At 61.0% G+C, this 22,170-nt stretch carries 23 protein-coding genes; 16 read left to right on the top strand and 7 right to left on the bottom strand.

What is annotated here, in order from left to right; translation table 11 throughout:
* Positions 1-11: 11 nt before the first annotated feature.
* A complete protein-coding gene (locus tag AC2YI2_RS24195) occupies positions 12-1,247 on the top strand; it encodes an epoxide hydrolase family protein (RefSeq protein ID WP_487389067.1) in 1,236 nt (411 codons plus the stop codon).
* 259 nt (positions 1,248-1,506) lie between these two features.
* Here the strand turns inward: AC2YI2_RS24195 and AC2YI2_RS24190 are convergent, their stop codons facing one another.
* A complete protein-coding gene (locus AC2YI2_RS24190) occupies positions 1,507-2,406 on the bottom strand; it encodes a LysR family transcriptional regulator (RefSeq protein WP_487389066.1) in 900 nt (299 codons plus the stop codon).
* 281 nt (positions 2,407-2,687) lie between these two features.
* On the opposite strand from AC2YI2_RS24190, the gene AC2YI2_RS24185 reads away from it, so the two are divergent.
* From AC2YI2_RS24185 to AC2YI2_RS24140, 10 genes are all read left to right on the top strand, one after another.
* Positions 2,688-3,464: a 5-oxoprolinase subunit PxpA gene (locus tag AC2YI2_RS24185; protein WP_487389065.1), complete on the top strand. Its 777-nt coding sequence runs from the start codon at positions 2,688-2,690 to the stop codon at positions 3,462-3,464.
* Between the two features lie 15 nt (positions 3,465-3,479).
* A complete protein-coding gene (locus AC2YI2_RS24180; protein ID WP_487389064.1) occupies positions 3,480-3,722 on the top strand; it encodes an acetyl-CoA carboxylase in 243 nt (80 codons plus the stop codon).
* Positions 3,719-5,101, top strand: coding sequence for an acetyl-CoA carboxylase biotin carboxylase subunit (locus AC2YI2_RS24175; protein WP_487389063.1), 1,383 nt, complete (start codon positions 3,719-3,721; stop codon positions 5,099-5,101). The genes AC2YI2_RS24180 and AC2YI2_RS24175 overlap by 4 nt, the downstream gene beginning before the upstream one ends.
* Positions 5,101-5,976 carry a 5-oxoprolinase subunit B family protein gene (locus AC2YI2_RS24170; RefSeq protein ID WP_487389062.1) on the top strand — a complete coding sequence of 292 codons (876 nt, stop codon included), beginning with the start codon at positions 5,101-5,103 and terminating at the stop codon, positions 5,974-5,976. The genes AC2YI2_RS24175 and AC2YI2_RS24170 overlap by 1 nt, the downstream gene beginning before the upstream one ends.
* Entirely contained in the window at positions 5,966-6,934 is a 969-nt protein-coding gene (locus tag AC2YI2_RS24165; RefSeq protein ID WP_487389061.1) for a 5-oxoprolinase subunit C family protein, read from the top strand. The genes AC2YI2_RS24170 and AC2YI2_RS24165 overlap by 11 nt, the downstream gene beginning before the upstream one ends.
* A gap of 34 nt (positions 6,935-6,968) precedes the next feature.
* A complete protein-coding gene (torT, locus tag AC2YI2_RS24160; RefSeq protein ID WP_487389060.1) occupies positions 6,969-8,042 on the top strand; it encodes a TMAO reductase system periplasmic protein TorT in 1,074 nt (357 codons plus the stop codon).
* Positions 8,043-8,113: 71 nt separating this feature from the next.
* Positions 8,114-9,628: a sugar ABC transporter ATP-binding protein gene (locus tag AC2YI2_RS24155; protein WP_487389059.1), complete on the top strand. Its 1,515-nt coding sequence runs from the start codon at positions 8,114-8,116 to the stop codon at positions 9,626-9,628.
* The gene (locus AC2YI2_RS24150; RefSeq protein WP_487389058.1) at positions 9,625-10,662 is read left to right on the top strand and encodes an ABC transporter permease; all 1,038 of its coding nucleotides are present in this window, start codon (positions 9,625-9,627) and stop codon (positions 10,660-10,662) included. The genes AC2YI2_RS24155 and AC2YI2_RS24150 overlap by 4 nt, the downstream gene beginning before the upstream one ends.
* A 27-nt stretch (positions 10,663-10,689) precedes the next feature.
* On the top strand, positions 10,690-11,283 hold the full coding sequence (locus AC2YI2_RS24145) for a biotin transporter BioY (RefSeq protein ID WP_487389057.1): 594 nt from the start codon (positions 10,690-10,692) through the stop codon (positions 11,281-11,283).
* Positions 11,284-11,382: 99 nt separating this feature from the next.
* Positions 11,383-12,621, top strand: coding sequence for an MFS transporter (locus AC2YI2_RS24140; protein WP_487389056.1), 1,239 nt, complete (start codon positions 11,383-11,385; stop codon positions 12,619-12,621).
* A gap of 202 nt (positions 12,622-12,823) precedes the next feature.
* Here the strand turns inward: AC2YI2_RS24140 and AC2YI2_RS24135 are convergent, their stop codons facing one another.
* Positions 12,824-13,303, bottom strand: coding sequence for a chemotaxis protein CheW (locus tag AC2YI2_RS24135; protein WP_487389055.1), 480 nt, complete (start codon positions 13,301-13,303; stop codon positions 12,824-12,826).
* A complete protein-coding gene (locus tag AC2YI2_RS24130) occupies positions 13,303-15,108 on the bottom strand; it encodes a methyl-accepting chemotaxis protein (RefSeq protein ID WP_487389054.1) in 1,806 nt (601 codons plus the stop codon). The genes AC2YI2_RS24135 and AC2YI2_RS24130 overlap by 1 nt, the downstream gene beginning before the upstream one ends.
* 519 nt (positions 15,109-15,627) lie before the next feature.
* Here AC2YI2_RS24130 and AC2YI2_RS24125 point away from each other — a divergent pair.
* The 4 genes from AC2YI2_RS24125 (at position 15,628) to AC2YI2_RS24110 (ending at position 18,568) form a co-directional block, all read left to right on the top strand.
* Positions 15,628-16,641, top strand: coding sequence for a PAS domain-containing protein (locus AC2YI2_RS24125; protein ID WP_487389053.1), 1,014 nt, complete (start codon positions 15,628-15,630; stop codon positions 16,639-16,641).
* A 300-nt stretch (positions 16,642-16,941) separates the two neighbouring features.
* The gene (locus AC2YI2_RS24120; RefSeq protein WP_487389052.1) at positions 16,942-17,106 is read left to right on the top strand and encodes a hypothetical protein; all 165 of its coding nucleotides are present in this window, start codon (positions 16,942-16,944) and stop codon (positions 17,104-17,106) included.
* A 121-nt stretch (positions 17,107-17,227) separates the two neighbouring features.
* Positions 17,228-18,244, top strand: coding sequence for a ribosome small subunit-dependent GTPase A (gene rsgA, locus AC2YI2_RS24115; protein ID WP_487389051.1), 1,017 nt, complete (start codon positions 17,228-17,230; stop codon positions 18,242-18,244).
* Positions 18,245-18,334: 90 nt separating this feature from the next.
* Entirely contained in the window at positions 18,335-18,568 is a 234-nt protein-coding gene (locus AC2YI2_RS24110) for a BrnA antitoxin family protein (protein ID WP_487389050.1), read from the top strand.
* A gap of 74 nt (positions 18,569-18,642) precedes the next feature.
* Here the strand turns inward: AC2YI2_RS24110 and groL are convergent, their stop codons facing one another.
* From groL to AC2YI2_RS24090, 4 genes are all read right to left on the bottom strand, one after another.
* Complete coding sequence (groL, locus tag AC2YI2_RS24105; protein ID WP_487389049.1) at positions 18,643-20,274, bottom strand: chaperonin GroEL; 1,632 nt, start codon at positions 20,272-20,274, stop codon at positions 18,643-18,645.
* A 52-nt stretch (positions 20,275-20,326) separates the two neighbouring features.
* Positions 20,327-20,623, bottom strand: a complete 297-nt coding sequence (gene groES, locus AC2YI2_RS24100; protein ID WP_487389048.1) for a co-chaperone GroES — start codon at positions 20,621-20,623, stop codon at positions 20,327-20,329.
* A gap of 125 nt (positions 20,624-20,748) precedes the next feature.
* A complete protein-coding gene (locus tag AC2YI2_RS24095) occupies positions 20,749-20,985 on the bottom strand; it encodes a hypothetical protein (protein ID WP_487389047.1) in 237 nt (78 codons plus the stop codon).
* 274 nt (positions 20,986-21,259) lie between these two features.
* A complete protein-coding gene (locus AC2YI2_RS24090; protein WP_487389046.1) occupies positions 21,260-21,700 on the bottom strand; it encodes a hypothetical protein in 441 nt (146 codons plus the stop codon).
* A 206-nt stretch (positions 21,701-21,906) separates the two neighbouring features.
* On the opposite strand from AC2YI2_RS24090, the gene AC2YI2_RS24085 reads away from it, so the two are divergent.
* Positions 21,907-22,170, top strand: a complete 264-nt coding sequence (locus tag AC2YI2_RS24085) for a hypothetical protein (RefSeq protein ID WP_487389045.1) — start codon at positions 21,907-21,909, stop codon at positions 22,168-22,170.

The raw sequence follows: 22,170 nt of genomic DNA, 5'->3' as shown, positions 1-22,170 counted from the left end.
TGGGGAACGACATGACCGTGACACGTCGCAGCTTCGGCAGGCGCGCGCGCTCGCTCCTCGCCGCCATCGCCAGCAAACCCGCCATCGCGCAAACTCAGGAGGAAGGCCCCATGCTCTCGATAAAGCCGTTCAAGATTCAGATCAGCGACGCAGCGCTTGCCGATCTGAAAGACCGTCTCGGAAAGGCGCGCTGGCCCCATGCCATCACCGACGATTGGTCACGGGGCCAGCCGATCAAGTTTATCAAGGAACTCGCCGATCAGTGGAGCAACGCATATGACTGGCGGGTGCACGAGCGCAAACTCAACCGCTACCCTCATTTCATGACGGAGATCGACGGCCAGCCGATCCATTTCATGCATATCAAATCGCCCGCGCCCAATGCATTCCCGTTGATCCTCAGCCACGGCTGGCCGAGCAGCTTCGTCGAGTTCCTCGACCTCATAGGGCCGCTGACCGATCCAAGGGCGCATGGCCTCGACGAGTCGATCGCTTTCGATCTGGTCATCCCGTCGCTGCCGGGCTTCGGCTTCTCGAGCCCGATGTCATCGCCGGGCTGGGACAGCGCAAGGACCGCCAAAGCCTGGGACGCCTTGATGAAAGGGCTCGGCTATGACCGCTACGGCGCGCATGGCGGAGATGCCGGCGCCCTTGTCGGCCGCGAACTCGGAATTCTGGCGCCGGAGGGTCTCGTCGGAACGCATCTTCAGCAGATCTTTGCATTTCCTGCGGGCCAGCCGGGCGAAATGGAGAAGCTCACGCCCTTCGAAATGGAGGGAATGGCAAATCTGGCCAACTTCGAAAAATACGGCGGATACCAGGCCATTCAGTCAAAACGCCCGGGAACGCTTGCCTTCGCATTGGTCGACTCGCCGGTCGGCCAGCTCGCCTGGAACGCGGAATTGTGGTTCGGTTTCGAAGGTGCCGGTGCCGACCATGTGGATCGCGAACGCTATCTGACCAACAACGCGATCTACTGGTTCACGGCCACCAGCGGTTCAGCCGCGAATGTCTACTACGAGGATACGCAGACCGGGGCGGGATATCGCGAGGTGCACAATCCGACCCCAACCGGCGTGGCCGTGTTCCCCCAGGACTTTCGATCCGTTCGCAGCTTCGCGGAGCGCTCGAACAACATCGTCCACTGGACAGAAATGCCGCGCGGCGGGCACTTTGCGGCTTCCGATGCGCCCGACTTGCTCGTGGAGGATATCCGCAAGTTTTTTGCGAGCCTGATTGCCGGATAGTCCGGCGATTTATCAGGAGAGCGGCGTGCCAGTCGAAGCGGCGGAAGTCCGATTTCCATCGCGGACACTTGCAGTTGACGCGGGATGCCGAGGCAACCTCGGCATCCCTGTTTCGGATTTCGGATTTCGGATTTCGGCTTGTCGATCGTCGATGCCATGATCTGGCGCCCGTCCCCGTCCCCGTCCCCGTCCCCGGCGCCGGCGCCGCCGCCGCAGAAGCCTCAGCAATCGCGGCGCGGGCTTCCGCTTAGGCCTCGGCCTATTCCGGAATGTGGAATGCGCGGCGAAAATAGGATCTGAACGCCTGCATCGCAGGACTGAATTCGACATTCCGCCGCCAGGCGAGACCGACATCCATCGATGGCACGGGATCGTGCAGCACGATCGTCTCGATACGCCGGCCCTCGAGCGACCATGGCCGGTGGACCATGTCCGACAGGATCGCGACGCCCTGACCGTTGGCGACGAGTGAGCGCACCGCTTCGACGGACGATGTCCGGAGCGTGATCCTCGGCAGATAGGGCGTCTGGCTCCAGTATTTCATCGAGGTGTGTGACGCTTCGTCCAGGGTCAGCATGATGTAGTCCTCTTCTGCTACCTCCTTGAAGCCGATCGAGCCGGCGGAAAGCAGCTTGTGGCGTGCGGGCACCCAGAGCCGGCGTTGCGAACTCAAAAGCTTCTCGGTCGTGAGTTCCAGGTTGAGGATATTCGAGGTCAGCATGACCGCGATGTCATAGCGGTTGGACAGCATGCCTTCCTCGACGCTCTCACGCGGCAGTTCGAACAGCTGGAAGCTGATGCCGGGAAATTGCCGCCGCAGCCGCTCGATGTGGAAGGGCAGGAAATAGCCCATCACGGTGTAGGTTGTGGCAATGCTGAGCGTACCCTTCACCGCACTCGTCACGTGGTCGACCTGGGTCGCCTCGGCAACTTTCTGAAGGATTTCATAGGCCTGGGACAGGAAGCGGCGGCCGGCCGGTGTCAGTTCCATGCCGTGCGGCGTCCGCTCAAAAAGCGGCGCGCCGACAATGTCCTCGAGATCCTTGACCGCGGTCGTTACGGCCGATTGCGAGATCGCCAGATTGACCGCAGCCTGGGAGACCTGCCCCGCCTCGGCGGTGGCGATGAAATAGCGGATCTGTCTCAAACTCAGGGACATCTTCTTCTCCGATCTGATTTATCGATGTAGCGCATCTGAAAATCAGAAATAGTAAGTCAAGAGTTGCGTTCGTCGACACGAAATGCACCATCTTTCATAAATTTCCTTTGAAAACAAACGATTTTTTGAAGTTCGTGGTGCGAATTCCATCATAAGAAAATACGATTTTGCTATTTCGAAAATAGAATTTTTCAAATGAAGGAATTTTTCCTACGGTCCTTCTGACAAAAAGAAGAGCACTTTGTGCATTGCACAAAAAGCAGGCAAGGCAGGGAAGACAAGTGACACTCGAGGTCGTCGACATCAATTGTGACATGGGCGAAGCCTTCGGCCGCTGGCGGGTCGGCGACACTGACGACGCCGCGCTGATGGGCCTTATCAGCTCCGCCAACATTGCCACGGGCTTTCATGCCGGTGACCCCAACCTGATGGACCAGACAGTACGTCTTGCGGTCGAGCATGGTGTCGGCGTCGGTGCTCATCCCGGCTATCAGGATCTGCAGGGTTTCGGACGGCGCAAGATCAGCGGGACGGCGCGAGAACTCGTCAACGACATGGTCTATCAGGTTGGCGCCTTGCGCGAATTCGCCCGCCGCCACGGCGCCAAGCTCCAGCATGTGAAGCCGCATGGCGCGCTCTATATGGAAATGGCAGTCAATCCCGAGCTCGCGCAGCTTTTCGTCCACTACATGCGCACCGTCGCGCCCAACGCCTACATCTTCTGCATGGCTGGGTCGGCGACGGAGCGGGCCGCACAGGAAGCAGGCCATCCGGTCGCGCGCGAATTCTACGCCGATCGCGATTACGACGAGAGTGGTTCGATCGTCTTCACCCGCGACGCCGGCCGGCCCGATCCGTCGGCGATCGCCCGCAAGGTCGTCAGGGCCTGCAAGGAGGGTAGGGTGACCGCCGTCTCCGGCAAGGACATCGAGGTCCCCTTCGAGACGATCTGCTTCCATTCCGATACGCTGGGCGCGCTGGATATCGTCCGCAGCATGCGCGCGGCGCTGATATCAGAAGGCATCCGTATTTCACCCATTTCCGAAATCGTCCGCTAAGCGCCGGAGACCTCGATGAGCAAGCTCGAAATCAAATCGCCCCTTCCCGGCACTTTCTACCGCAAGCCTTCGCCGGATGCCGCATCCTTCAAGACCGATGGCGACAGTGTCTCCGCCGGTGACGTCATCGGCCTCATCGAGGTGATGAAGACCTTCCATGAGGTCCATGCCGGCGTCGATGGCAAGAACATTACCTTCATCGCCGACGACAACGAGCCGATCATGGCCGGCCAGGTGATCGCCGAGGTCGAAGGATGACCATCAAGTCCCTCCTCATCGCCAACCGGGGCGAGATTGCAGTCCGCATCATCCGCGCGGCGAAGGCGCTCGGCATCCGCACCGTGCAGGTTCATTCGATGGCCGACCGCGACATGCTGGCGGTGAAGCTCGCCGATCAGTCGATCGAGATCGGACCACCATCGGCCGCGAAATCCTATCTCAACATTTCGGCTGTGCTGAATGCGGCCAAGGAGACCGGCGTCGATGCGGTCCATCCGGGCTACGGCTTCCTCTCCGAGAATGCGGCCTTCGCCCAGGCGGTCGAGGATGCAGGCCTGATCTTCGTCGGCCCGACGGCGCAGGCGATCAGCCTGCTTGGCGACAAGGTCGAGGCCCGCAAGGTCGCCATCGCCGCGGGCGTGCCGACCGTTCCGGGCTCGAATGGTCGCGTCGAGACGATCGATGCCGCGCGAGACGTGGTTGAGACGGTCGGCTTCCCGGTCATGATCAAGGCAGCGGCTGGCGGCGGTGGCCGCGGCATCCGCATCGCCGAGACGATGGAGGACTTCGAGCGCCATTTCCCGCAGGCCTCAGCCGAGGCGCTGGCCGCTTTCGGCGACGGCGGACTCTATGTCGAGAAGGTCATCACGCGGGCGCGGCATGTCGAGGTGCAGATCCTCGGTGACGGAACGGACGCGATCCATTGCTTCGAACGCGAATGCTCGCTGCAGCGCCGCCGCCAGAAGGTGTGGGAAGAGGCGCCGTCAGTTCGTTTGCCAGAGGCGGTACGCCAGAAGCTTTGCGCCAGCGCCGTAGCTCTGGCCCGTCAGGTCAATTACCGCGGCGCGGGCACCGTCGAATACCTCTATGACGACGAGAGCGGCGAATTCTATTTCATCGAAGTGAATACCCGCATTCAGGTCGAGCACCCCGTCACCGAGATGATCACCGGCATCGATCTCGTGCAGGAGATGATCCGTATTGCGGGCGGCGCCAAGCTCTCGATCCGGCAGGAGGACGTGAAGGTCCGCGGCCACGCCATCGAATGCCGCATCAATGCGGAAGACCCCGCGCGCGGCTTCCTTCCGGGGCCGGGAACCATCGAATCCCTGAAGGTGCCCGAAGGCGAGGGCGTGCGTTTCGACACCATGCTATACGAGGGCTACACCGTGCCGGCCTTCTATGACTCGCTGCTCGGCAAGCTGATCGTCTGGGGCGAGACTCGGGAAGCCTGCATTGCGCGGCTCGCCGAAGCGCTCGACAATTTCACCATCCGCGGCCTGCCGACCACCATTCCGTTGCACCAGGCGCTGGCGGCCGACCCGTCGGTCGCGTCCGGCGATGTTCACACCCGCTTTCTCGAACCGTGGCTGGAGACGGACTTCTCGGCCTTTTGCGCATCCAAGGAGGTTGCCTGATGCCCATGCGCTATACGTTCGGAGGTGACGAGCACCTCTTCGTGGAATGCTCGGAGGAAATGTCGCTCGAGGCATTCTTCAATTCGCTCTCCATGACCAATGGCGTGCGGGAATCGAAGATCAAAGGGGTCACCGAGATCTGCCCCGCCAATGCCTCCTTCCAGATCAAGTTCGACCCCGATGTCATCCATCCCGATGACATCATGAAGGAAGTGAAGTCGATCGAGGTCGCGGCGGCGAAGTCGGAACCCGTCATCACCACCCGTATTGTCGAGATCCCGGTCTTCTACAACGACCCCTGGACGCATGAAACGCTGATGCGCTTCCGCGAGCGGCATCAGGATCCCTCCGGCACCGACCTCGACTATGCGGCGCGGATCAACAATTACGGCTCGGTCGACGATTTCGTTGCCGCCCATGCCGGCTCGCCCTGGTTCGTCTCGATGGTCGGCTTCGTCTCGGGCCTGCCCTTCATGTATCAGATGGTCGAGCGTCAGCGGCAGATCGAGGTGCCGAAATACCTCCGTCCGCGCACCGATACCCCCAAGCTGACGGTGGGTCATGGCGGCTGCTTCGGCTGCATCTATTCGGTGCGCGGCGCCGGAGGCTATCAGATGTTCGGCATCACGCCGATGCCGATCTACGACCCGACCCAGACGACGTCCTATCTCAAGGATTTCATGGTGTTCTTCCGTCCGGGCGACATCGTCAAGTTCAAGCCGGTCGATCGCGATGGCTATGACGCGGCGGTCGAGGATGTCGACAAGGGCCGCTTCGCCCCGCCGATCCGCGAGGTGAAATTCGACCTTCGCGAATTCCAGAAAGACATCGACGGCACCAATGCCAAGCTGGAGGGCGTTCTCCATGGCCATTAAGGTTCTTCATCCCGGTCTTGCCACCTCCGTCCAGGATCTCGGCCGTCCCGGCTATTTCCATCTCGGCATTCCGCTCGGTGGTGCCATGGACCGGCTGGCGCTGAAGGCGGCGAACCTGCTCGTCGGCAATGACGCGGGAGCTGCAGGCCTTGAGGCCGTCTTCATCGGGCCGAAGCTCGAATTCACTCAGGATGCCATGGTCGCCGTGACCGGCGCCGAAATGCCGATCAAGGTCGACGGCGAAGATAAGCCCGGCTGGACCGCCTTCAAGGTCAAGGCCGGACAGGTGCTGACCTTCGACTTCCTCAAGGCCGGCGCGCGCATCTATATCGCCATCTCCGGCGGCATCGACGTGCCGGTGGCGCTCGGGTCGCGCTCGACCTATGCCATCGGCGCACTGGGCGGCTTCGAGGGCCGGCCGATTGCCGCAGGTGATGAGCTTCCCGTCGGCACCGCTGGCAAGGCGACAGAAGGCAAGTCGATCCCGGAGGCGCTTCGCCGCAAGCCGGGCATGCCGGCCGAACTCCGCGTGCTGCCTGGACTCTACTGGCACCGCATCACCGAGGACGCCGGCAGGAACTTCTTCGAGGATGAGTGGAAGGTGGCGCCCGAAGCCGACCGCATGGGCTATCGCTTCCGCGGTGGCCGCAAGCTGAGCTTCGTCGATCGCACGCCGCCCTTCGGCGCAGGCTCCGACCCGTCCAATATCGTCGACAGCTGCTACCCCTATGGCTCGATCCAGGTGCCCGGCGGCACCGAACCGATCATCCTGCATCGCGATGCCGTTTCCGGCGGCGGCTATTTCATGCTCGGCACCGTGATCTCGGCCGACATGGATCTGATCGGCCAGCTCCAGCCGCATACGCCGACCCGTTTCGTCAAGGTGGACATGGAAACTGCCCTGACCGCCCGCAAAGACAGAGCCGCGCTCGTCAACCAGATCCGCGCCCTCTTCTGATCCTGAGACCAAAAGCTAAAACAGGGGAACAACCATGAAACAGAAAATCGCACTCACACTTGCAAGCTCGATCTTCGCGCTTGTCGCTGCCGCTCCGGCTTTCGCCGAGAGCTGGTATCCCTACCCGGCCCAGGCGATCGAGCCGGCCTTTGCCGCGGATGGCAAGTCCGTCGATGTCTCCTACAGCCCGGTCGAAAAGGCCGAGAAGCCCTGGAACATCTGCGTCTCCTTCCCGCATATGAAGGATGCCTATTGGCTCGGCGTCGACTACGGCGTGGCGGAGCAGGCCAAGGATGCCGGCGTCAAGATGAACCTCGTCGAAGCCGGCGGCTATACCGAACTCAACAAGCAGATCAGCCAGATCGAAGACTGCGTTGCCGGCGGCGCGCAGGCGGTGGTGATCGGCGCAATTTCCTTCGATGGCCTCAACAACCTGGTCAGCGAAATCAAGAAGAAGAACATTCCGGTCATCGACGTGATCAACGGCATTTCCTCGCCCGACGTCACCGCCAAGTCGCTTGTGTCCTTCTATACGATGGGCTTTGAGACCGGCTCCTATCTCGCCAAAAAGCATCCGGCGGGCTCGGAAGAGGTCAAAGTCGGCTGGTTCCCCGGTCCGGCCGGCGCCGGTTGGGTGGAAGCCGCCAACAAGGGCTTCCTTGAAGCCATCAAGGGTTCGGCCGTCGTCGCACTCGAACCGAAATATGGCGACACCGGCAAGGAAGTGCAGCTGAAGCTGGTCGAAGACGCGCTGCAGGCCAATCCCGATCTCCGCTACATCGCCGGCACGGCGGTCACCGCCGAAGCGGCGCAGGGCCTCATCCGCGAGCGCGGGCTCCAGGGCAAGGTCGATCTCCTCGCCTTCTACATGACACCCGGTGTCTATGAAGGCATCAAGCGCGGCTTCATCCTCGCTGCTCCTGCCGACTCCATGGTCATCCAGGGCCGTATCGCCATCGACCAGGCGATCCGTGCGCTGGAAGGCAAGGAACTGGTCAAGCATGTCGGCCCGAAGATCTTCGTGGTCGATCCCTCCAATATCGCGAATGTTCCGCAGACCAACATCCTGCCGCCTGACGGCTACAAGCCGGTCTTCTCGGTCAACTGACCGCCTCCCAAGGGACCCCGGCGCGAAAGTGCCGGGGTTTGACCAGCCAAGACAAAGTGGGAACATGGGGAATGACTGCCGCTCCGCCGCTGGTCGAAATGACCGGCATCGCCAAATCCTATCCCGGCGTGCGCGCGCTTGATGGCGTCGACTTCACGCTTGAGGCGGGCGAAGTCCATGTTCTGTTCGGCGAGAATGGCGCCGGCAAGTCGACTCTCATTTCCATCCTTGCCGGCGTGACGGGAGCCACCGAAGGCACGATCCGGATCAATGGCGAGGAGAAGACCTTCCAGTCGGTGAAGGACGCCCGTGCCGCAGGCATCGGCGCCGTGTTCCAGGAATTCTCGCTCGTGCCCACCATGTCGGTGGCGCAGAACATCTTCCTCGGCGCCGAACCGCGCGCATTCGGCCTTGTCGACAAGCGGCGGATGCGGGAGGAGGCGGGGGCACTTTTCGAAAGCCTGTCCTTTCCCATCGATATCAGACGTTCGGTCGTGTCGCTGTCGCGCGCCGAGCAACAGATGGTCGAGATCGCCAAGGCGCTGCACCAGAAGGCGCGGATCCTGATCCTTGACGAACCCACGGCTTCGCTGACCGAGCGCGAGACGGAAAAGCTGTTCGCCTTCATCACCGCGGCCAAGAAGAATGGCGTCGGCGTCGTCTACATTTCCCACCGCATCCAGGAATTCAAATCGATCGCCAACCGCATCACAGTGCTGCGCGACGGCCGGCTGGTCGGCACGATTCCCGCCGCCAACCTCTCCGAGACCGCGCTCGTTGAAATGATGACGGGGCGAAAGATGGACGAGACCTACCCGACCATCGCCCGCGACCCGTCGCCCCAAACGGTGATGGCGATCCGGGGTCTCAAGGCATGGGGTGTCGATGGCGTCGATATCGATATCCGCAAGGGCGAGATCCTCGGCGTCGCGGGCCTCGTCGGCTCAGGCAAGTCGCGTACGTTCCGCGCCGCAATGGGCCTGCTCCCCGTGCAGGCAGGAACTGTGTCAGTCGACGGTCGCGACGTGACAAGCGCACCGACGCGCACCATGATGCAGGCCGGTGTCTTCTTCCTGCCCTCCGACCGCAAGGAGGAGGGCCTGATGCTGTCGGCGAATGCGCGCGACAATATCGGGCTCTCGGTGATCGATCGGCCGGATGCACGCAATCGCTTCGGCCTGATGTCGCCGAAGGCGATCGGCACCATGACGAGTGATATCGGCAGCCAAGTCGATCTCACCGAGGCATTCCTCGCCCGCACCACCTCCAAGCTTTCGGGCGGCAACCAGCAGAAGATCCTGTTCGGCAAGAGTTTCGGCCGCGACTACGACATCTATATTTTCGACGAGCCGACCGTGGGCGTCGATGTCGGCACGCGTGCCGCGCTCTATCGGATCATCAAGTCCATCGCTGAATCCGGCAAGGCAGTGGTGGTGATTTCCTCGGATTTGCCCGAGGCCATGCACCTCGCCCATCGGTTGATCGCCTTCCGCAACGGCCGGATATCGGGTGAGTTCGAAGGTGAAGCGATCCGCGAACAAGCCATCCTCGCCGCCTTCTTCGATCAGGAAAGAAAGACCGCATGACCAGCAAGCCAGAGACCGCCGTATCCGCAGACGTGAGCCGGGTTGCCGGACCCGTCGCTTTGCTGAGGGCGACCTTCATCAAGCTCGGCGTGCTGCCCTTCTTTCTCATTGCGGCGCTCATCCTGTTCACCATCGCGTCGCGACAATTCCTGACGCTCGACAACATCACCAATGTGGCGCGCCAGTCCGTCTATCTCGTGCTCGTCTCGCTCGGGCAGATGCTGGTGCTGGTGACCGGCGGCTTCGACCTCGCGGTTGGAACATCGATTGCCCTGACGTCGGTGGTGTCGGCCACGACCATGGTCTATTTCGCGGCCCAGTTCCCCGACATGGTGTGGCTTGCCATCGCGATCGGCATGCTGGCCGGCTTCCTGCCTGCGCTGGCGATCGGGACGCTCAACGGCGTCGGTATCGCCCAATTCGGCGTCTCGCCCTTCATCATGACGCTGGGCGTCCAGTCGGTCGGCGCGGGCGTCGCACTCTTCATCACCGGCGGTGTACCGGTCGGCGGGCTGCCCTATGATTTCGGCGAGTTTTTCGGCTTCGGCAGGATCTTCGGCGTGCCTGTACCGGTCCTTGTCGCCATTGTCGCCATCGTGGCGATGTGGGTGCTGATGAACCGGACGCGGACCGGCGCGCGCATCTATGCCATCGGCGGCAATATCAAGGCCGCGAACCTTTCGGGTATCAACACCAAGCGCACGCTGTTCATCGCCTACATCATCTGCGCCTTCCTCGCCTCGGTCGCCGGCGTGCTGATGACGGCGCGGGTCGAGAGCGGCGAGACCAATCTCGGCGGCACCATCGCGCTCGAATCCATCGCCGCCTGCGTGATCGCCGGCGTGTCGCTGCGCGGCGGCATCGGCCGGGTCGAGAGCGTGGTGCTCGGCGCCTTCTTCATCGTGCTGGTCCAGAACGGCATGAACATGATGCAGATCGGCTCCTACATGCAGATGGTGCTGCTCGGCAGCCTGCTCATCCTCGCCGTGGTCACCGACCAGTTCCGCTATCGGCTGCTCACCGGCGCCCGCTGACGCCTTCAATCCAGAAAGGATCCCTTCATGTCCCAATTCTCTGTATCGCAGCCGCCATTGATCGCACATCTGCCCGGCGAACGCAGCCTCGCCGTGAAAGTGGCGATTGTCGTTGCCGGCTCCATCCTGCTCGCCATTTCCGCCAAGCTGCAGGTGCCGTTCTATCCCGTGCCGGTCACCATGCAGACGCTGGTCGTGCTGGTGCTGGGCATGACGCTCGGCTCGCGGCTGGGTTTCGCGACGCTGGCACTCTATCTCGCCGAGGGCATGGCGGGTCTTCCCGTCTTCGCCGGCACGCCCGAGAAGGGCATTGGCCTCGCCTATATGATGGGTCCGACCGGCGGCTATCTGATCGGCTATCTCCTTGCCGCCACGCTGACCGGCTGGCTCGCCGAGCGCGGCTTCGACCGCAGCCTGGCCAAGGCGGCCTTTGCACTGATGCTCGGCAATATCGCGATCTACGTGCCGGGTATCCTCTGGCTCGGCAGCGTGATCGGCTGGGACAAGCCGGTGCTGGCTTACGGCCTTACGCCGTTCCTCGTCGGTGATGCGCTGAAGCTCGCCCTCGGTGCCTGCCTGCTGCCCCTGCTGCGCAATGTGGTGCCGGACCGCAAGCCCTGAACGACCGCCTTTGACCTTGCGCCAGGCAGTTCGAGGGTGTTCAGTTCACAATCGGACTGCAGGGAGGCGTCGTCGTGCCATGTTTGAAATGAAAAGAAGATGACTGCGGCGGGTGGCATTGGTTCCGGTGAGGTCGATTCAGGCTATGCCTGGTGGCGACTGGTGCTGACGCTCATTCTCGGCACCGTTGCCTGTGTCGGCAATTGGTCCGTCGTGGTGCTTCTTCCGACCCTGCAGGTCGAGTTCGACACGGTGCGTGGCGGTGCTTCGCTGCCCTATACCTGCACGATGCTCGGCTTTGCCTTTGGCGGAGTGGCTATGGGCCGCCTGGCCGACCGGATCGGCATCGTCGCGCCGGTGCTGGTCGGGGCGTTCCTGCTGTGCATCGGCTACATCGCGGCCGCGCTTACCACCAATATCTGGCAATTTGCCGCCTGCTCGCTGGTCATCGGCCTTGGATCGGCTGCCGGCTTCTCGCCGCTGATATCCGACCTCTCGCTTTGGTTCAGCAGGCACCGGGGGCTCGCGGTCGCCTTTGCCGCCTCGGGCAGCTACCTCTCGGGGGCGGTCTGGCCAATGGCGATCGAGCATTTCCAGACGACCCAGGGCTGGCGCACCACCCATGTTGGAATCGGCCTTTTCGTCCCCCTGGTGATGGTGCCCATCGGCTTGCTGTTGAGGCGGCGTCTGAAGGCCGCAAACTATGTCCAGGGCGAGGCCGTCACCGAAGCAGCGCGCAACGAGCTCGGTCTAAGCCCGAATGTGCTGCAGGCCATTCTCGTCGTCGCCGGCTTTGCCTGTTGCATGGCCATGTCGATGCCGCAGGTCCATATCGTCGCCTATTGCGGGGATCTCGGCTACGGCGTGGCGGTGGGCACGCAGATCATCGCCCTGATGCTCGGACTGGGCGTGGTCAGCCGCCTGGCTTCGGGGGCGGTCGCCGACCGGATCGGTGCCGGTCCGATGTTGATCCTCGGCTCCTCGATGCAGGCGGCAGCGCTGCTGCTCTATCTGTTTTTCAACAGCCAATCGTCGCTTTACGTGATCTCCGGGCTGTTCGGTTTGTTCCAGGGTGGCATTGTTCCGATGTATGCGGTGATCATCCGCAAGTACCTGCCGCCCCGTGAGGCGGGCATCCGGATCAGCCTGGTGTTGATGGCGACGGTGCTTGGCATGGCCTGCGGGGGCCTCGCCGCTGGCTACATTTTCGACGCCACCGGCTCTTACCGTCTGGCCTTCCTGCACGGCTTCCTTTGGAACGGCGTCAACCTTGCTTTGGTGAGCTGGCTGATCCTGTGGCCCAGGCTGCGTCGGAGGAGCCAAGCGGTGGCGGTATGAACGAGGGTCCTCGCCTCTATGCCAGTGTTGGCGTATTGCAGTTTCTGATCCCGGTCCGGCTGCCCGGCCCGCATCATGGTGACTGGAACGCATAAATTCGCATTTGATTCTGAGTGCAACCGGCTGCAGCCAGACATGGAACTTCCCCCAGACCAATTTGACTTAACCGACTGCAAAACGCTTTCCGCCTTCTTGACGGATCCTATGCCGCCAGGATCGCAAGTTCCATTTGCTGGAACATGCGAGCGAGATTGAGAAAGCAGATCATGCTTTTGTCCTGCGTTATGATGCCATCGGAGAATCCCTTGTCGAAGGACGCCGCTATTTCCGGCAGTGGCTGAATTTGACTTCCTCGAACAGTCAGTATGTCGGAGACCTGATCGACGAGCAGTCCGACGACGGTGCTATGGACATCCGCGACCACAATGGCACTGCGATCGTTGGGGATCGTCGGCCCCATGCCCAATTTCCTCGAGAGATCGATTATTGGAATGACGGACCCACGCAGATTCATCACACCGAGCACGTCGGACGGGGCGTAGGGAATAGGCGTCGAGGGGGCCCACCCGCGAATCTCGCGGATGGTCGTTGTCAGGACGCAGAATTCCTGGCCGCTAAGTCGGAAAGCGATAATTTCCAGTGTGTCGCTTTCGAGGCCTATCATTGGCTGCTGCTGGTTCATCAGAATTCCCGCCATTCGGAGCCAGCGACAGCGGCGTTTCCGTTAAAGGCAGTTGCCAGCTTGGCATTCATTTGCCGCACCGGCGATGGTACGGACTTGGTTGACGCTCTCACGGGCGTAGGAGCGGAACGATGCGCACCGGAGACAGGATGCGCAGCAGGCGTCATCCCGATGCTGAATTGCCCCAGCAAATGAAAGAGATTTTCGGCCTCCCTTGCGAGACTGTGCGCGGCTGCCGTCGACTGTTCCACCATGGCGGCATTCTGCTGTGTGCCCTGGTCCATGGTGTTGACGGCCTCGTTGATTTCCTTGAGGCCGGTTGCCTGCTCCTTGGAGCTTTCGACGATTGCTCCCACGTTGCCATTAACCTGCTGCACCTGGACAACTATCTCTTCCAAGGCCTTGCCGGTCTCCCCAACCAGGGCCACGCCGCTCTTGACGTGCTCATTGGACGCGGTGATGAGTTCCTTGATCTCCTTTGCCGCCTTGGCCGAGCGCTGGGCAAGCTCCCGAACTTCCTGCGCCACCACGGCAAACCCTTTGCCCGCATCGCCGGCTCTGGCCGCTTCAACGCCCGCGTTCAAAGCCAAGAGATTGGTCTGGAAAGCAATTTCATCAATGACGCCAATGATGTTGCCAATCTCAGACGAGGATTTTTCGATATTTCCCATGGCGTCGACGGCGCTTTTTACGACCGTGCCGGATCGCTCCGCGTTTTCGCGCGTCTTGCGAACGAGCTGGCCAGCCTCCTGCGCGCGATTGCTGGAGTCCGCGACCGTAATGGTAATCTGCTCTAACGCCGCTGCTGTTTCTTCGACCGATGCGGCTTGTTGTTCCGTCCGCTTCGACAAATCGTCGGATGCAGAGCGGATTTGCTGAGCGCCAGCGGCAATCGCGCTGGCGTTCTCGGCGACACCCTGCAGCGCTCTCTGCAGCTTGGCGACAGCTGCGTTAAAATCGGTCCGCACTTTCTCCAGCGAAGGAATAAAGGGCGTCGCAATCGTCTGCGTCAGATCACCATCCGAGAGTGCCTGGAGAGAGACTGCCAATTGATCGACATTGTTCACGCGGCCGGTTACGTCGGTGGCGAATTTCACGACTTTGAAGACCTTGCCGTTCATGTCGTAAATAGGGTTGTAGGACGCTTGGATATAGACCCTTTTGCCGCCTTTGCCGATGCGTAGGAATTCGTTCGCCACGAACTCGCCGCCCGCCAGCCTTTGCCAGAACCGGCGATATTCCTCGCTGTTGACATAACTCGCATCGCAGAACATCGAGTGGTGCTTGCCCTGGATTTCCGAGAGTTGGTAGCCCAGTGTGGACAGGAAATTCTGATTGGCCGTCTGGATCTCCCCGCTGGGCGTAAACTCAATGACGGCTTGCGCGCGTGACAAAGCGTCAAGCTTGCCGGCGTCCTCAGCGGTCTTAAGCTTCTGGGATGTAATGTCGGTGGCAAACTTGATGACCTTATAGGGCTTGCCGTTTCGAAGGACGGGATTGTAGGACGCCTCGATCCAGATTTCCTTGCCGCCCTTGCCAATGCGCTTGTACTGGCGCGAGTCGAACTTGCCGGCGGCGAGGTTGCGCCAGAACTCCGCATAGGCCGGCGCTGAGGATTCGGCCGGATCGACAAACATCCGGTGGTGCTGGCCGACAATCTCCTTGAGCTCGTAGCCCAGCGCCCTGCAGAAATTGTCGTTCGCCTTGAGGATCTTGCCGTCCATCGTGAATTCGATAATTGCCTGGGACTTGTGCATGGCGGCGAGAATAGCATCGCTGTCACGCGACAAGAGCGAGAGTGTCATGATCAGGATTCCTTGGACGGGGTTGCGGATTGACGGCGGACTTCGTCGAGAAGTTGCTCGATCAGGGCGTAGGCTTTATTGAGATCTGTCAAGGCGGAACGAAGATTATCGGCGGCCATGAAGTTGTTCTATGAGCACATAAGTAGGCGATATGTGTCTTCATCCATGTCTGATCGGCCGATGTTATGAAATATGTTATGAAGGTTGGAATTTCTCACTGCTGCATCCTCACATCGCGAGAGTCTTACTGAATCGCATCCAGTAATTGTATTTTATACATGCGTGGTCATGGGCAGAAGATAGTTGACGCATCACTAGGAGGGGGTTAATTCAACTATCCGAATGCGTAATTATTGATGAACACATTGCGTTCATCTGCCGAGATAATGAGCAATTTTTGACCAGGAATGCGTGAGCAATTATCCGGTCGTATCAGAAATTGCCCAGGACGCTTGGGAGATGGAACGATCCAATGGGCGTCAGTCATGCCGCAGCGCCGACGCACCCCGGAGCCCGACATTGCCGATTCGCACCGCCAAGACCCCCGAAAGCAAAGTTCAGTTGCTGGAGTCCCTATTGGGAGCAGGCATCTGGACCTATGATCTGCAATCACGCGAGGTCACTTGGTCCGGAGGATTGTTCCGGCTCATCGGGATTGATCCCAACGCCGTGGCGGCAAGCACCGACCTCTACGCATCGCTCGTGCATCCCGACGACCGACTTAGCCATGAAGAAATCGTGGAGCGAGCCAGGTCGGGTGAGCTAACCCCGCGACGCTTTCGAATGATCCGGCCTGACGGTCGTCTGATCTGGCTCGAGAGCAAGATGGACAGGCAATTTGATCGCGACGGCCGGATGGCGGTGTTGCACGGCGTCGTCCAGGATGTCACCGCTCAGGAAACGCTCAGCGCTGAACTTGGCCGGATGGCGAAGGTCAATACGTCGATCCGCAAGATCGCCGGCGGGGATTTCTGGCGGGCGAATCCCGAAGGCAAATTGCTGGATCTGACCAACTGGGCGCGCTTTACCGGCCAAACCACCGATCAACTCAGGGATTATGACCAGCTCTCTGCCGTTCATCCCGACGACCGGCGCACGTTCCGTGACGCCTGGGCGACCGGCATCAGCACCAAGGAAAGAATCGATCTTTCCGTTCGGGTTCGCCGATTTGATGGTGTCTACCAACGGTTCATGAACAAGATCGTGCCGGTGATGGATGCTGATGGTCTTGTGCAGGAGTGGCACGGCATGTCGTGGCTGGTGGACGATGCACGAGAAGTTCGAAGTGCAACAATGACGTTGGAATCCGCCCATCTGCGAGCCGCCCGGGGCCTTCTTGACTGGTCGGCGCAGGAACTTGCCGCGGCGTCGGAGGTGTCATTCTCGACTGTCCGACGCATGGAAATGGACGCGTCGACGGTCAAACCCGACAGCGTTGAAAGAGTGAGGAAGACACTGGAATCCCGTGGCGTCCGGTTTCTTTTGACTCCTGATGGCCATGTGTCACTGGCATTGACATTGGCCGGCAACTGACGGGCGAAACCTCTGAGCCAGCCCGAACTGCAGGTCGGGCCTCTTGATGCGGGCCCCGCGCCTCTTTCGAACTCGGCGTAGACCGCGGGATTTCTTTCACAACGCTCCTCGACCGCCGCCCGACCGCTGTCATCGCAACCCCACACATTGAAATCCACGCCCCCACATCCCATATCCAGCACATATCAATGGCCCTGCCCGGCGCCGTGACGCTTCGCATGACCATTCATCCCCAACCGACTGGCTTCGACTGCAGGCTGCCAACCAGCTTGCCGAAGCTTTATCTCCAGGAGTTCTCCCATGGCCGACAAGAAAAACAACGCCCCGGCGGACGCGCAGGCCTATCAGCCGGTTCCGTTTGCCAAGAAGCATCGCATATCGGTGGAAGATGCCACCGCGATCCTCAGGAAGCATGGCGCCGATCGCAAGTCGGCCGACAAAGAGGCGCGTCGCGTCGCTGTTTGATGGCAGATCCGGGCCGGGATCCGTGCTACCAAGGTGAGTCTGATCCTTGTGATGTCACCGATCCCAACCTGCTCGATGAGGCCTACCCCGTGACCGCTGCGCCGAACCCTGTGAGACGACCTTGACGGAGGACGGCGAAGCTCAATTCCGCGCGTCGCTCGGATGGACGGATTTCTTTGCCGACCAGGTGGAGCCGGCCGAGCGTGAGCTCGAAGCGGTGCGCATCGCCGAGGTCCATCGCAGTCGGCTCAGCGTCGCCCATCCGGACGGGCCGGTCAGGCTCGACATTTCGCGCCGGACCATCACGGCTCAGTTTGCCGTCGGCGACTGGGTGCTTGCCGAGCCTGGAACCCATGCGCTGAAGCGCCGGCTCGAGCGCAGGACTCTGCTCCAGCGCCGGACGGAAGGCAGGGACGTCCCGCAGCTCGGCGCCTCCAATGTCGATACTCTGTTCATCGTCACCTCCTGCAATGCCGACTTCAATGTCGCGCGGCTGGAGCGCTACCTGGCGCTGGCAAACCAGGCCGGGACGACACCGGTGATCGTGCTGACCAAGGTCGACATGGCCGATGGCGCAACCTTCGTGCAGGAGGCGATGGCGCTGCAGCGCGATCTGCCCGTGATCCCGCTCAACGCGAAGTCGCCGGATGCCAGAGAGGCGCTCGCGCCCTGGTGCCGGTTCGGCCAGACGATCTCGCTGATCGGCTCGTCGGGCGTCGGCAAGTCGACGCTGGTCAACACTTTGGCGGGGCTGACGGCCGAGCGGTCGCAGCAGACCGGCGAGATCAGGGAGCACGACGCCAAGGGCCGCCATACGACCACCGCGCGGTCGCTGCATCCGATGCTGGGCGGCGGCTGGATCATCGATACGCCGGGCATGCGCAGCCTGCATCTGAGCGATGTGGCCTCGGGGATCGACGAGCTGTTTGCCGAGATTACCGAGCTTGCGCCGCAATGTCGGTTCCGCAACTGCACCCACGAGCACGAGCCGGGCTGTGCCGTGCAGGCTGCCGTCCGCGCCGGCACGCTGCCGGCCGAGCGGGTGGCGCGGTGGCGGGTGCTGAGTGCGGAAAACATCAGCAACACGCCGCAGCAGACGGGTCCGCGCGGCAACAAGGTCGCGCAGAAAAAGCGCTGACACGCGCTGCCGGCGGTTTGCGCTTCAGGCGTCAGACGTTAGGCTGGCGTCCGGAATCACAGTCTTGCATTTGCAACAGGGGAATGAAGTATGTCCAAACCCACCCGCAGGCCCGTCAGTGCCATGGATGCCGCCGAGGCCTTGTTCCAGCCGAAAAAGGTCGTGGTGGCGCCGGCTGTCGAGCGGCCAAGGTTGCCGAACACCAAGGAGCTCGTGTCGATCAAGATCGACAGCGACGTGCTGGCCCATTTCCAGGAAGCCGGTCCGGGCTGGCAGGATCGCATCAACGACACGCTGCGTGCGGCCATGCAAAACCAGGATTGACGCCCGCTCCACGGCAGAAGGCCCCGGATAAATCCGGGGCCCTGTTTTTGCTGTGAATCTCGCAGTCGTGAAGACTACATCATTCCGCCCATGCCACCCATGTCGGGCATGCCGCCCGCAGCGTCCTTCTTCGGCAGCTCGGCAATCATGGCTTCCGTGGTCACCAGCAGGCCGGCAACCGAGGCTGCATTCTGCAGGGCCGTGCGGACAACCTTGACCGGATCGACGATGCCCATGGTGATCATGTCGCCATATTCGGAGGTCTGGGCGTTGTAGCCGAAATTCTCCTCATTCTTCTCGAGGATGCGGCCGACGACGATCGAGGCTTCGTCACCTGCATTTTCTGCGATCTGGCGAACCAAGGACTGGAGCGCACGGCGAACGATATTGATGCCGGCTTCCTGGTCGTCGTTCTCACCCTTGACGGTAATCTTGGTCGAGGAGCGCAGCAGGGCCACGCCGCCACCGGCGACAATGCCCTCTTCAACCGCCGCGCGTGTTGCGTTCAGCGCGTCGTCGATACGGTCCTTCTTTTCCTTGACTTCGACTTCGGTCGAACCGCCGACGCGGATCACGGCAACGCCGCCGGCAAGCTTGGCCAGACGTTCCTGCAGCTTTTCCTTGTCGTAGTCGGACGTGGTCTCTTCGATCTGCGCCTTGATCTGGGTGACGCGGCCTTCGATGTCCGACTTGGCGCCAGCGCCATCGACAACCGTCGTGTTTTCCTTGGTGATCGACACCTTCTTGACGCGGCCCAGCATGTCGATGGTCACGTTTTCGAGCTTGATGCCGATGTCTTCGGAGATCACGGTGCCGCCGGTCAGGATGGCCAGATCCTCGAGCATCGCCTTGCGGCGATCACCGAAGCCCGGCGCCTTGACGGCAGCGATCTTGAGGCCGCCGCGGAGCTTGTTGACGACGAGCGTCGCAAGCGCTTCGCCTTCCACATCTTCGGAGATGATCAGCAGGGGCTTGCCTGTCTGGACCACGGCTTCCAGGATCGGCAGCATGGCCTGGAGGTTGGAAAGCTTCTTCTCGTGCAGCAGGACATAGGCGTCCTCCAGCTCGGCCACCATCTTCTCGGCGTTGGTGACGAAATAGGGCGAGAGGTAGCCGCGGTCGAACTGCATGCCTTCGACGACTTCGAGTTCGGTCTCGGCGGTCTTGGCTTCCTCGACCGTGATGACACCTTCGTTGCCGACCTTCTGCATCGCTTCGGCGATGTAGGCGCCGATTTCCTTCTCGCCATTGGCGGAGATGGTGCCGACCTGGGCGATTTCTTCAGACGTGTTGATCTTCTTGGCCTTGGCCAGAAGGTCCTTGACGACGGCCGTCACGGCTAGGTCGATGCCGCGCTTGAGGTCCATCGGGTTCATGCCGGCGGCAACGGCCTTGTTGCCTTCGCGGATGATCGACGCGGCGAGAACCGTCGCGGTGGTGGTGCCGTCGCCGGCAATGTCGTTGGTCTTGGACGCGACTTCGCGGACCATCTGGGCGCCCATATTCTCGAACTTGTCGTCAAGTTCGATTTCCTTGGCGACCGAGACGCCGTCCTTGGTGATGCGCGGCGCGCCGTAGGACTTGTCGATGATGACGTTGCGGCCCTTGGGACCGAGCGTGACCTTCACCGCGTCATTGAGAATGTCGACGCCGCGCAGCATCTTTTCGCGGGCCGTACGGCCGAATTTGATTTCTTTGGCAGCCATGATGAAAACTCCCGAGCAAATTGCTCATTGGCTAGTATGGGTGGATGAACGATCAGGCGATGACGCCCATGATGTCGCTTTCCTTCATGATCAGAAGGTCTTCGCCATTGAGCTTGACTTCGGTGCCCGACCACTTGCCGAACAGGATCCGGTCGCCGGCCTTGACGTCGAGAGCGACCAGCGCGCCATTGTCGTCACGAATGCCGGTGCCGACGGCGACGACTTCGCCTTCCTGCGGCTTTTCCTTGGCGGTGTCGGGGATGATGATGCCGCCCTTGGTCTTGGCTTCGGCTTCGATGCGCCGGATCACGACACGATCGTGCAACGGCCGGAAATTGATATCCGTCATTCTAAATATCCTCAATGAAATGGGCTTTTGGCGCCTCTACGGGCCAATTTCACTGTCTTAGCACTCTCTGTGTGGGAGTGCTAGCACAATAAATTTTGAGTGAGTCGGATGGACCCGTCGAGCAATCAATCGCCGGAGAAGTCTGGCGGCAGACTGCCCGATTTGAACAGAATCACAGGGTCATCATAGATCTCGGCGTCGGCATCATGAGATTGCTCGAAGGCCACGATGCCGGCCCGGCTTTCCGAAAGACGTTTCGCGAGGTCGACCGCGATTTCGGCCGTTTTGCTCATCCTGGGCTGATCGGGGACGAGCGACCGCCCGCGTTGCTGAAAGCCGATCGTAATGAATGATTTGGTCATGTCTGATATCTCTTGCTATCGGGCAATGTCGGCCAAGGCGGTCATTGGCGAAAGTCGCTCCTGCGCGGGCGGTCTTGTGTCGAGGCTAGGCTGACATCACTGCGGCCTTGCCGCGCCCACATGTTGCGCTTCCTTGAGGAGCCGCTTTGATCTGAGATCAAAGGTCTTGCGTTCCCGCTCCACCTGCTCGCGGCGCGTGATTTCCGCTGCCACATGGTTGGTGGCGTTTTGCCGGCGCTGCCTTGGTGTTTCCGGTATCGGTTTTGCCATTGCATCAAGCCGCCATCGTCAGCATCTGGGGAATGGCGTGGTCTGCGCCCGGCGAATCATCGCTGGGGCTGAAGGCGGGAAAACCCAGCATGATGCGTCGTACAATCGTGGTTCGACCGCTGATGCGCCGCATGCGGGGCTGTCGGGTCGGCCGCGCCTCCGAGGCTGGCGCTCCACCTTCATTTTCCCATGCCTTGATATCGGCAAGTTCACGGGCCTGTACCCGCTCCGACATGTCCTGATGGAGATGATGGAACAGTTCAAATCTCAACGCCATTTCCGTCGAAATGCCCTGCTGAAAGCAGCCGATGAGAAATCGCGATGCGGCGAGTCTCGCCACAAGGGAGGCTTCGCCAGGTCCGTCGTAAAGGCCGGCATTATCGAGAACACGCCTGAGCATGTTCAAATCATCGGGTGCAAAATGCTGCTGGATCGTGGAAGACAAGATGTCCTCCTTTGTCGGGGCTAGGGCTCAATGGCCGCCCTTTCGCGATGGCGCCCTGATAAATGGCCATCGACGAGTCACCTTGCTCTTTAATCGGCGGCCGCACAACAAAATAGCGAGCCATCGAGCAAGTGCGTGCTAGGGTGTCCGCCTGCCGACGCGACGCCGCAGGAGCGGCTCGCGCCTCCAGGCACAAGGATACCCAAATGAGCAATAATGACGGGCTGTTCGACCTCAAGGAGATCGAAGCGATTACCTGCGAGTTACGCATGCTCTGCCATGAGCTTGCGGAACGGCTCCATGCCAGTGATCCGTCTGCGGCCCTGGAATTCGCTGAGAATCTCAAGTCGCGCAAAATCTCGGCCGAAACGTTTGTCGAGTTGTTCCGCGAGAACATAATCGAACGTCTCAATCCGCCGGCAAAGATCAGAACCGTTTTGATCGAGAGCACGATGCGCAAGACGCACTAG

This window comes from Rhizobium sp. SRI_017 (assembly GCF_057586295.1).
This window is presented reverse-complemented; position numbering and strand designations above follow the sequence as displayed.

What these genes read in the sequence shown, in the direction of transcription:
- AC2YI2_RS24085 (WP_487389045.1), top strand. Translation starts at nt 21,907, where the DNA reads ATGAGCAATAATGACGGGCTGTTCGACCTCAAGGAGATCGAAGCGATT.
- AC2YI2_RS24145 (WP_487389057.1), top strand. Translation starts at nt 10,690, where the DNA reads ATGTCCCAATTCTCTGTATCGCAGCCGCCATTGATCGCACATCTGCCC.
- groES (WP_487389048.1), bottom strand. Translation starts at nt 20,623, where the DNA reads ATGACGGATATCAATTTCCGGCCGTTGCACGATCGTGTCGTGATCCGG.
- groL (WP_487389049.1), bottom strand. Translation starts at nt 20,274, where the DNA reads ATGGCTGCCAAAGAAATCAAATTCGGCCGTACGGCCCGCGAAAAGATG.
- torT (WP_487389060.1), top strand. Translation starts at nt 6,969, where the DNA reads ATGAAACAGAAAATCGCACTCACACTTGCAAGCTCGATCTTCGCGCTT.
- AC2YI2_RS24135 (WP_487389055.1), bottom strand. Translation starts at nt 13,303, where the DNA reads ATGAACCAGCAGCAGCCAATGATAGGCCTCGAAAGCGACACACTGGAA.
- AC2YI2_RS24120 (WP_487389052.1), top strand. Translation starts at nt 16,942, where the DNA reads ATGGCCGACAAGAAAAACAACGCCCCGGCGGACGCGCAGGCCTATCAG.
- AC2YI2_RS24095 (WP_487389047.1), bottom strand. Translation starts at nt 20,985, where the DNA reads ATGACCAAATCATTCATTACGATCGGCTTTCAGCAACGCGGGCGGTCG.
- AC2YI2_RS24195 (WP_487389067.1), top strand. Translation starts at nt 12, where the DNA reads ATGACCGTGACACGTCGCAGCTTCGGCAGGCGCGCGCGCTCGCTCCTC.
- AC2YI2_RS24130 (WP_487389054.1), bottom strand. Translation starts at nt 15,108, where the DNA reads ATGACACTCTCGCTCTTGTCGCGTGACAGCGATGCTATTCTCGCCGCC.
- AC2YI2_RS24180 (WP_487389064.1), top strand. Translation starts at nt 3,480, where the DNA reads ATGAGCAAGCTCGAAATCAAATCGCCCCTTCCCGGCACTTTCTACCGC.
- AC2YI2_RS24110 (WP_487389050.1), top strand. Translation starts at nt 18,335, where the DNA reads ATGTCCAAACCCACCCGCAGGCCCGTCAGTGCCATGGATGCCGCCGAG.
- AC2YI2_RS24150 (WP_487389058.1), top strand. Translation starts at nt 9,625, where the DNA reads ATGACCAGCAAGCCAGAGACCGCCGTATCCGCAGACGTGAGCCGGGTT.
- AC2YI2_RS24170 (WP_487389062.1), top strand. Translation starts at nt 5,101, where the DNA reads ATGCCCATGCGCTATACGTTCGGAGGTGACGAGCACCTCTTCGTGGAA.
- AC2YI2_RS24175 (WP_487389063.1), top strand. Translation starts at nt 3,719, where the DNA reads ATGACCATCAAGTCCCTCCTCATCGCCAACCGGGGCGAGATTGCAGTC.
- AC2YI2_RS24155 (WP_487389059.1), top strand. Translation starts at nt 8,114, where the DNA reads ATGACTGCCGCTCCGCCGCTGGTCGAAATGACCGGCATCGCCAAATCC.
- AC2YI2_RS24140 (WP_487389056.1), top strand. Translation starts at nt 11,383, where the DNA reads ATGACTGCGGCGGGTGGCATTGGTTCCGGTGAGGTCGATTCAGGCTAT.
- AC2YI2_RS24165 (WP_487389061.1), top strand. Translation starts at nt 5,966, where the DNA reads ATGGCCATTAAGGTTCTTCATCCCGGTCTTGCCACCTCCGTCCAGGAT.
- AC2YI2_RS24190 (WP_487389066.1), bottom strand. Translation starts at nt 2,406, where the DNA reads ATGTCCCTGAGTTTGAGACAGATCCGCTATTTCATCGCCACCGCCGAG.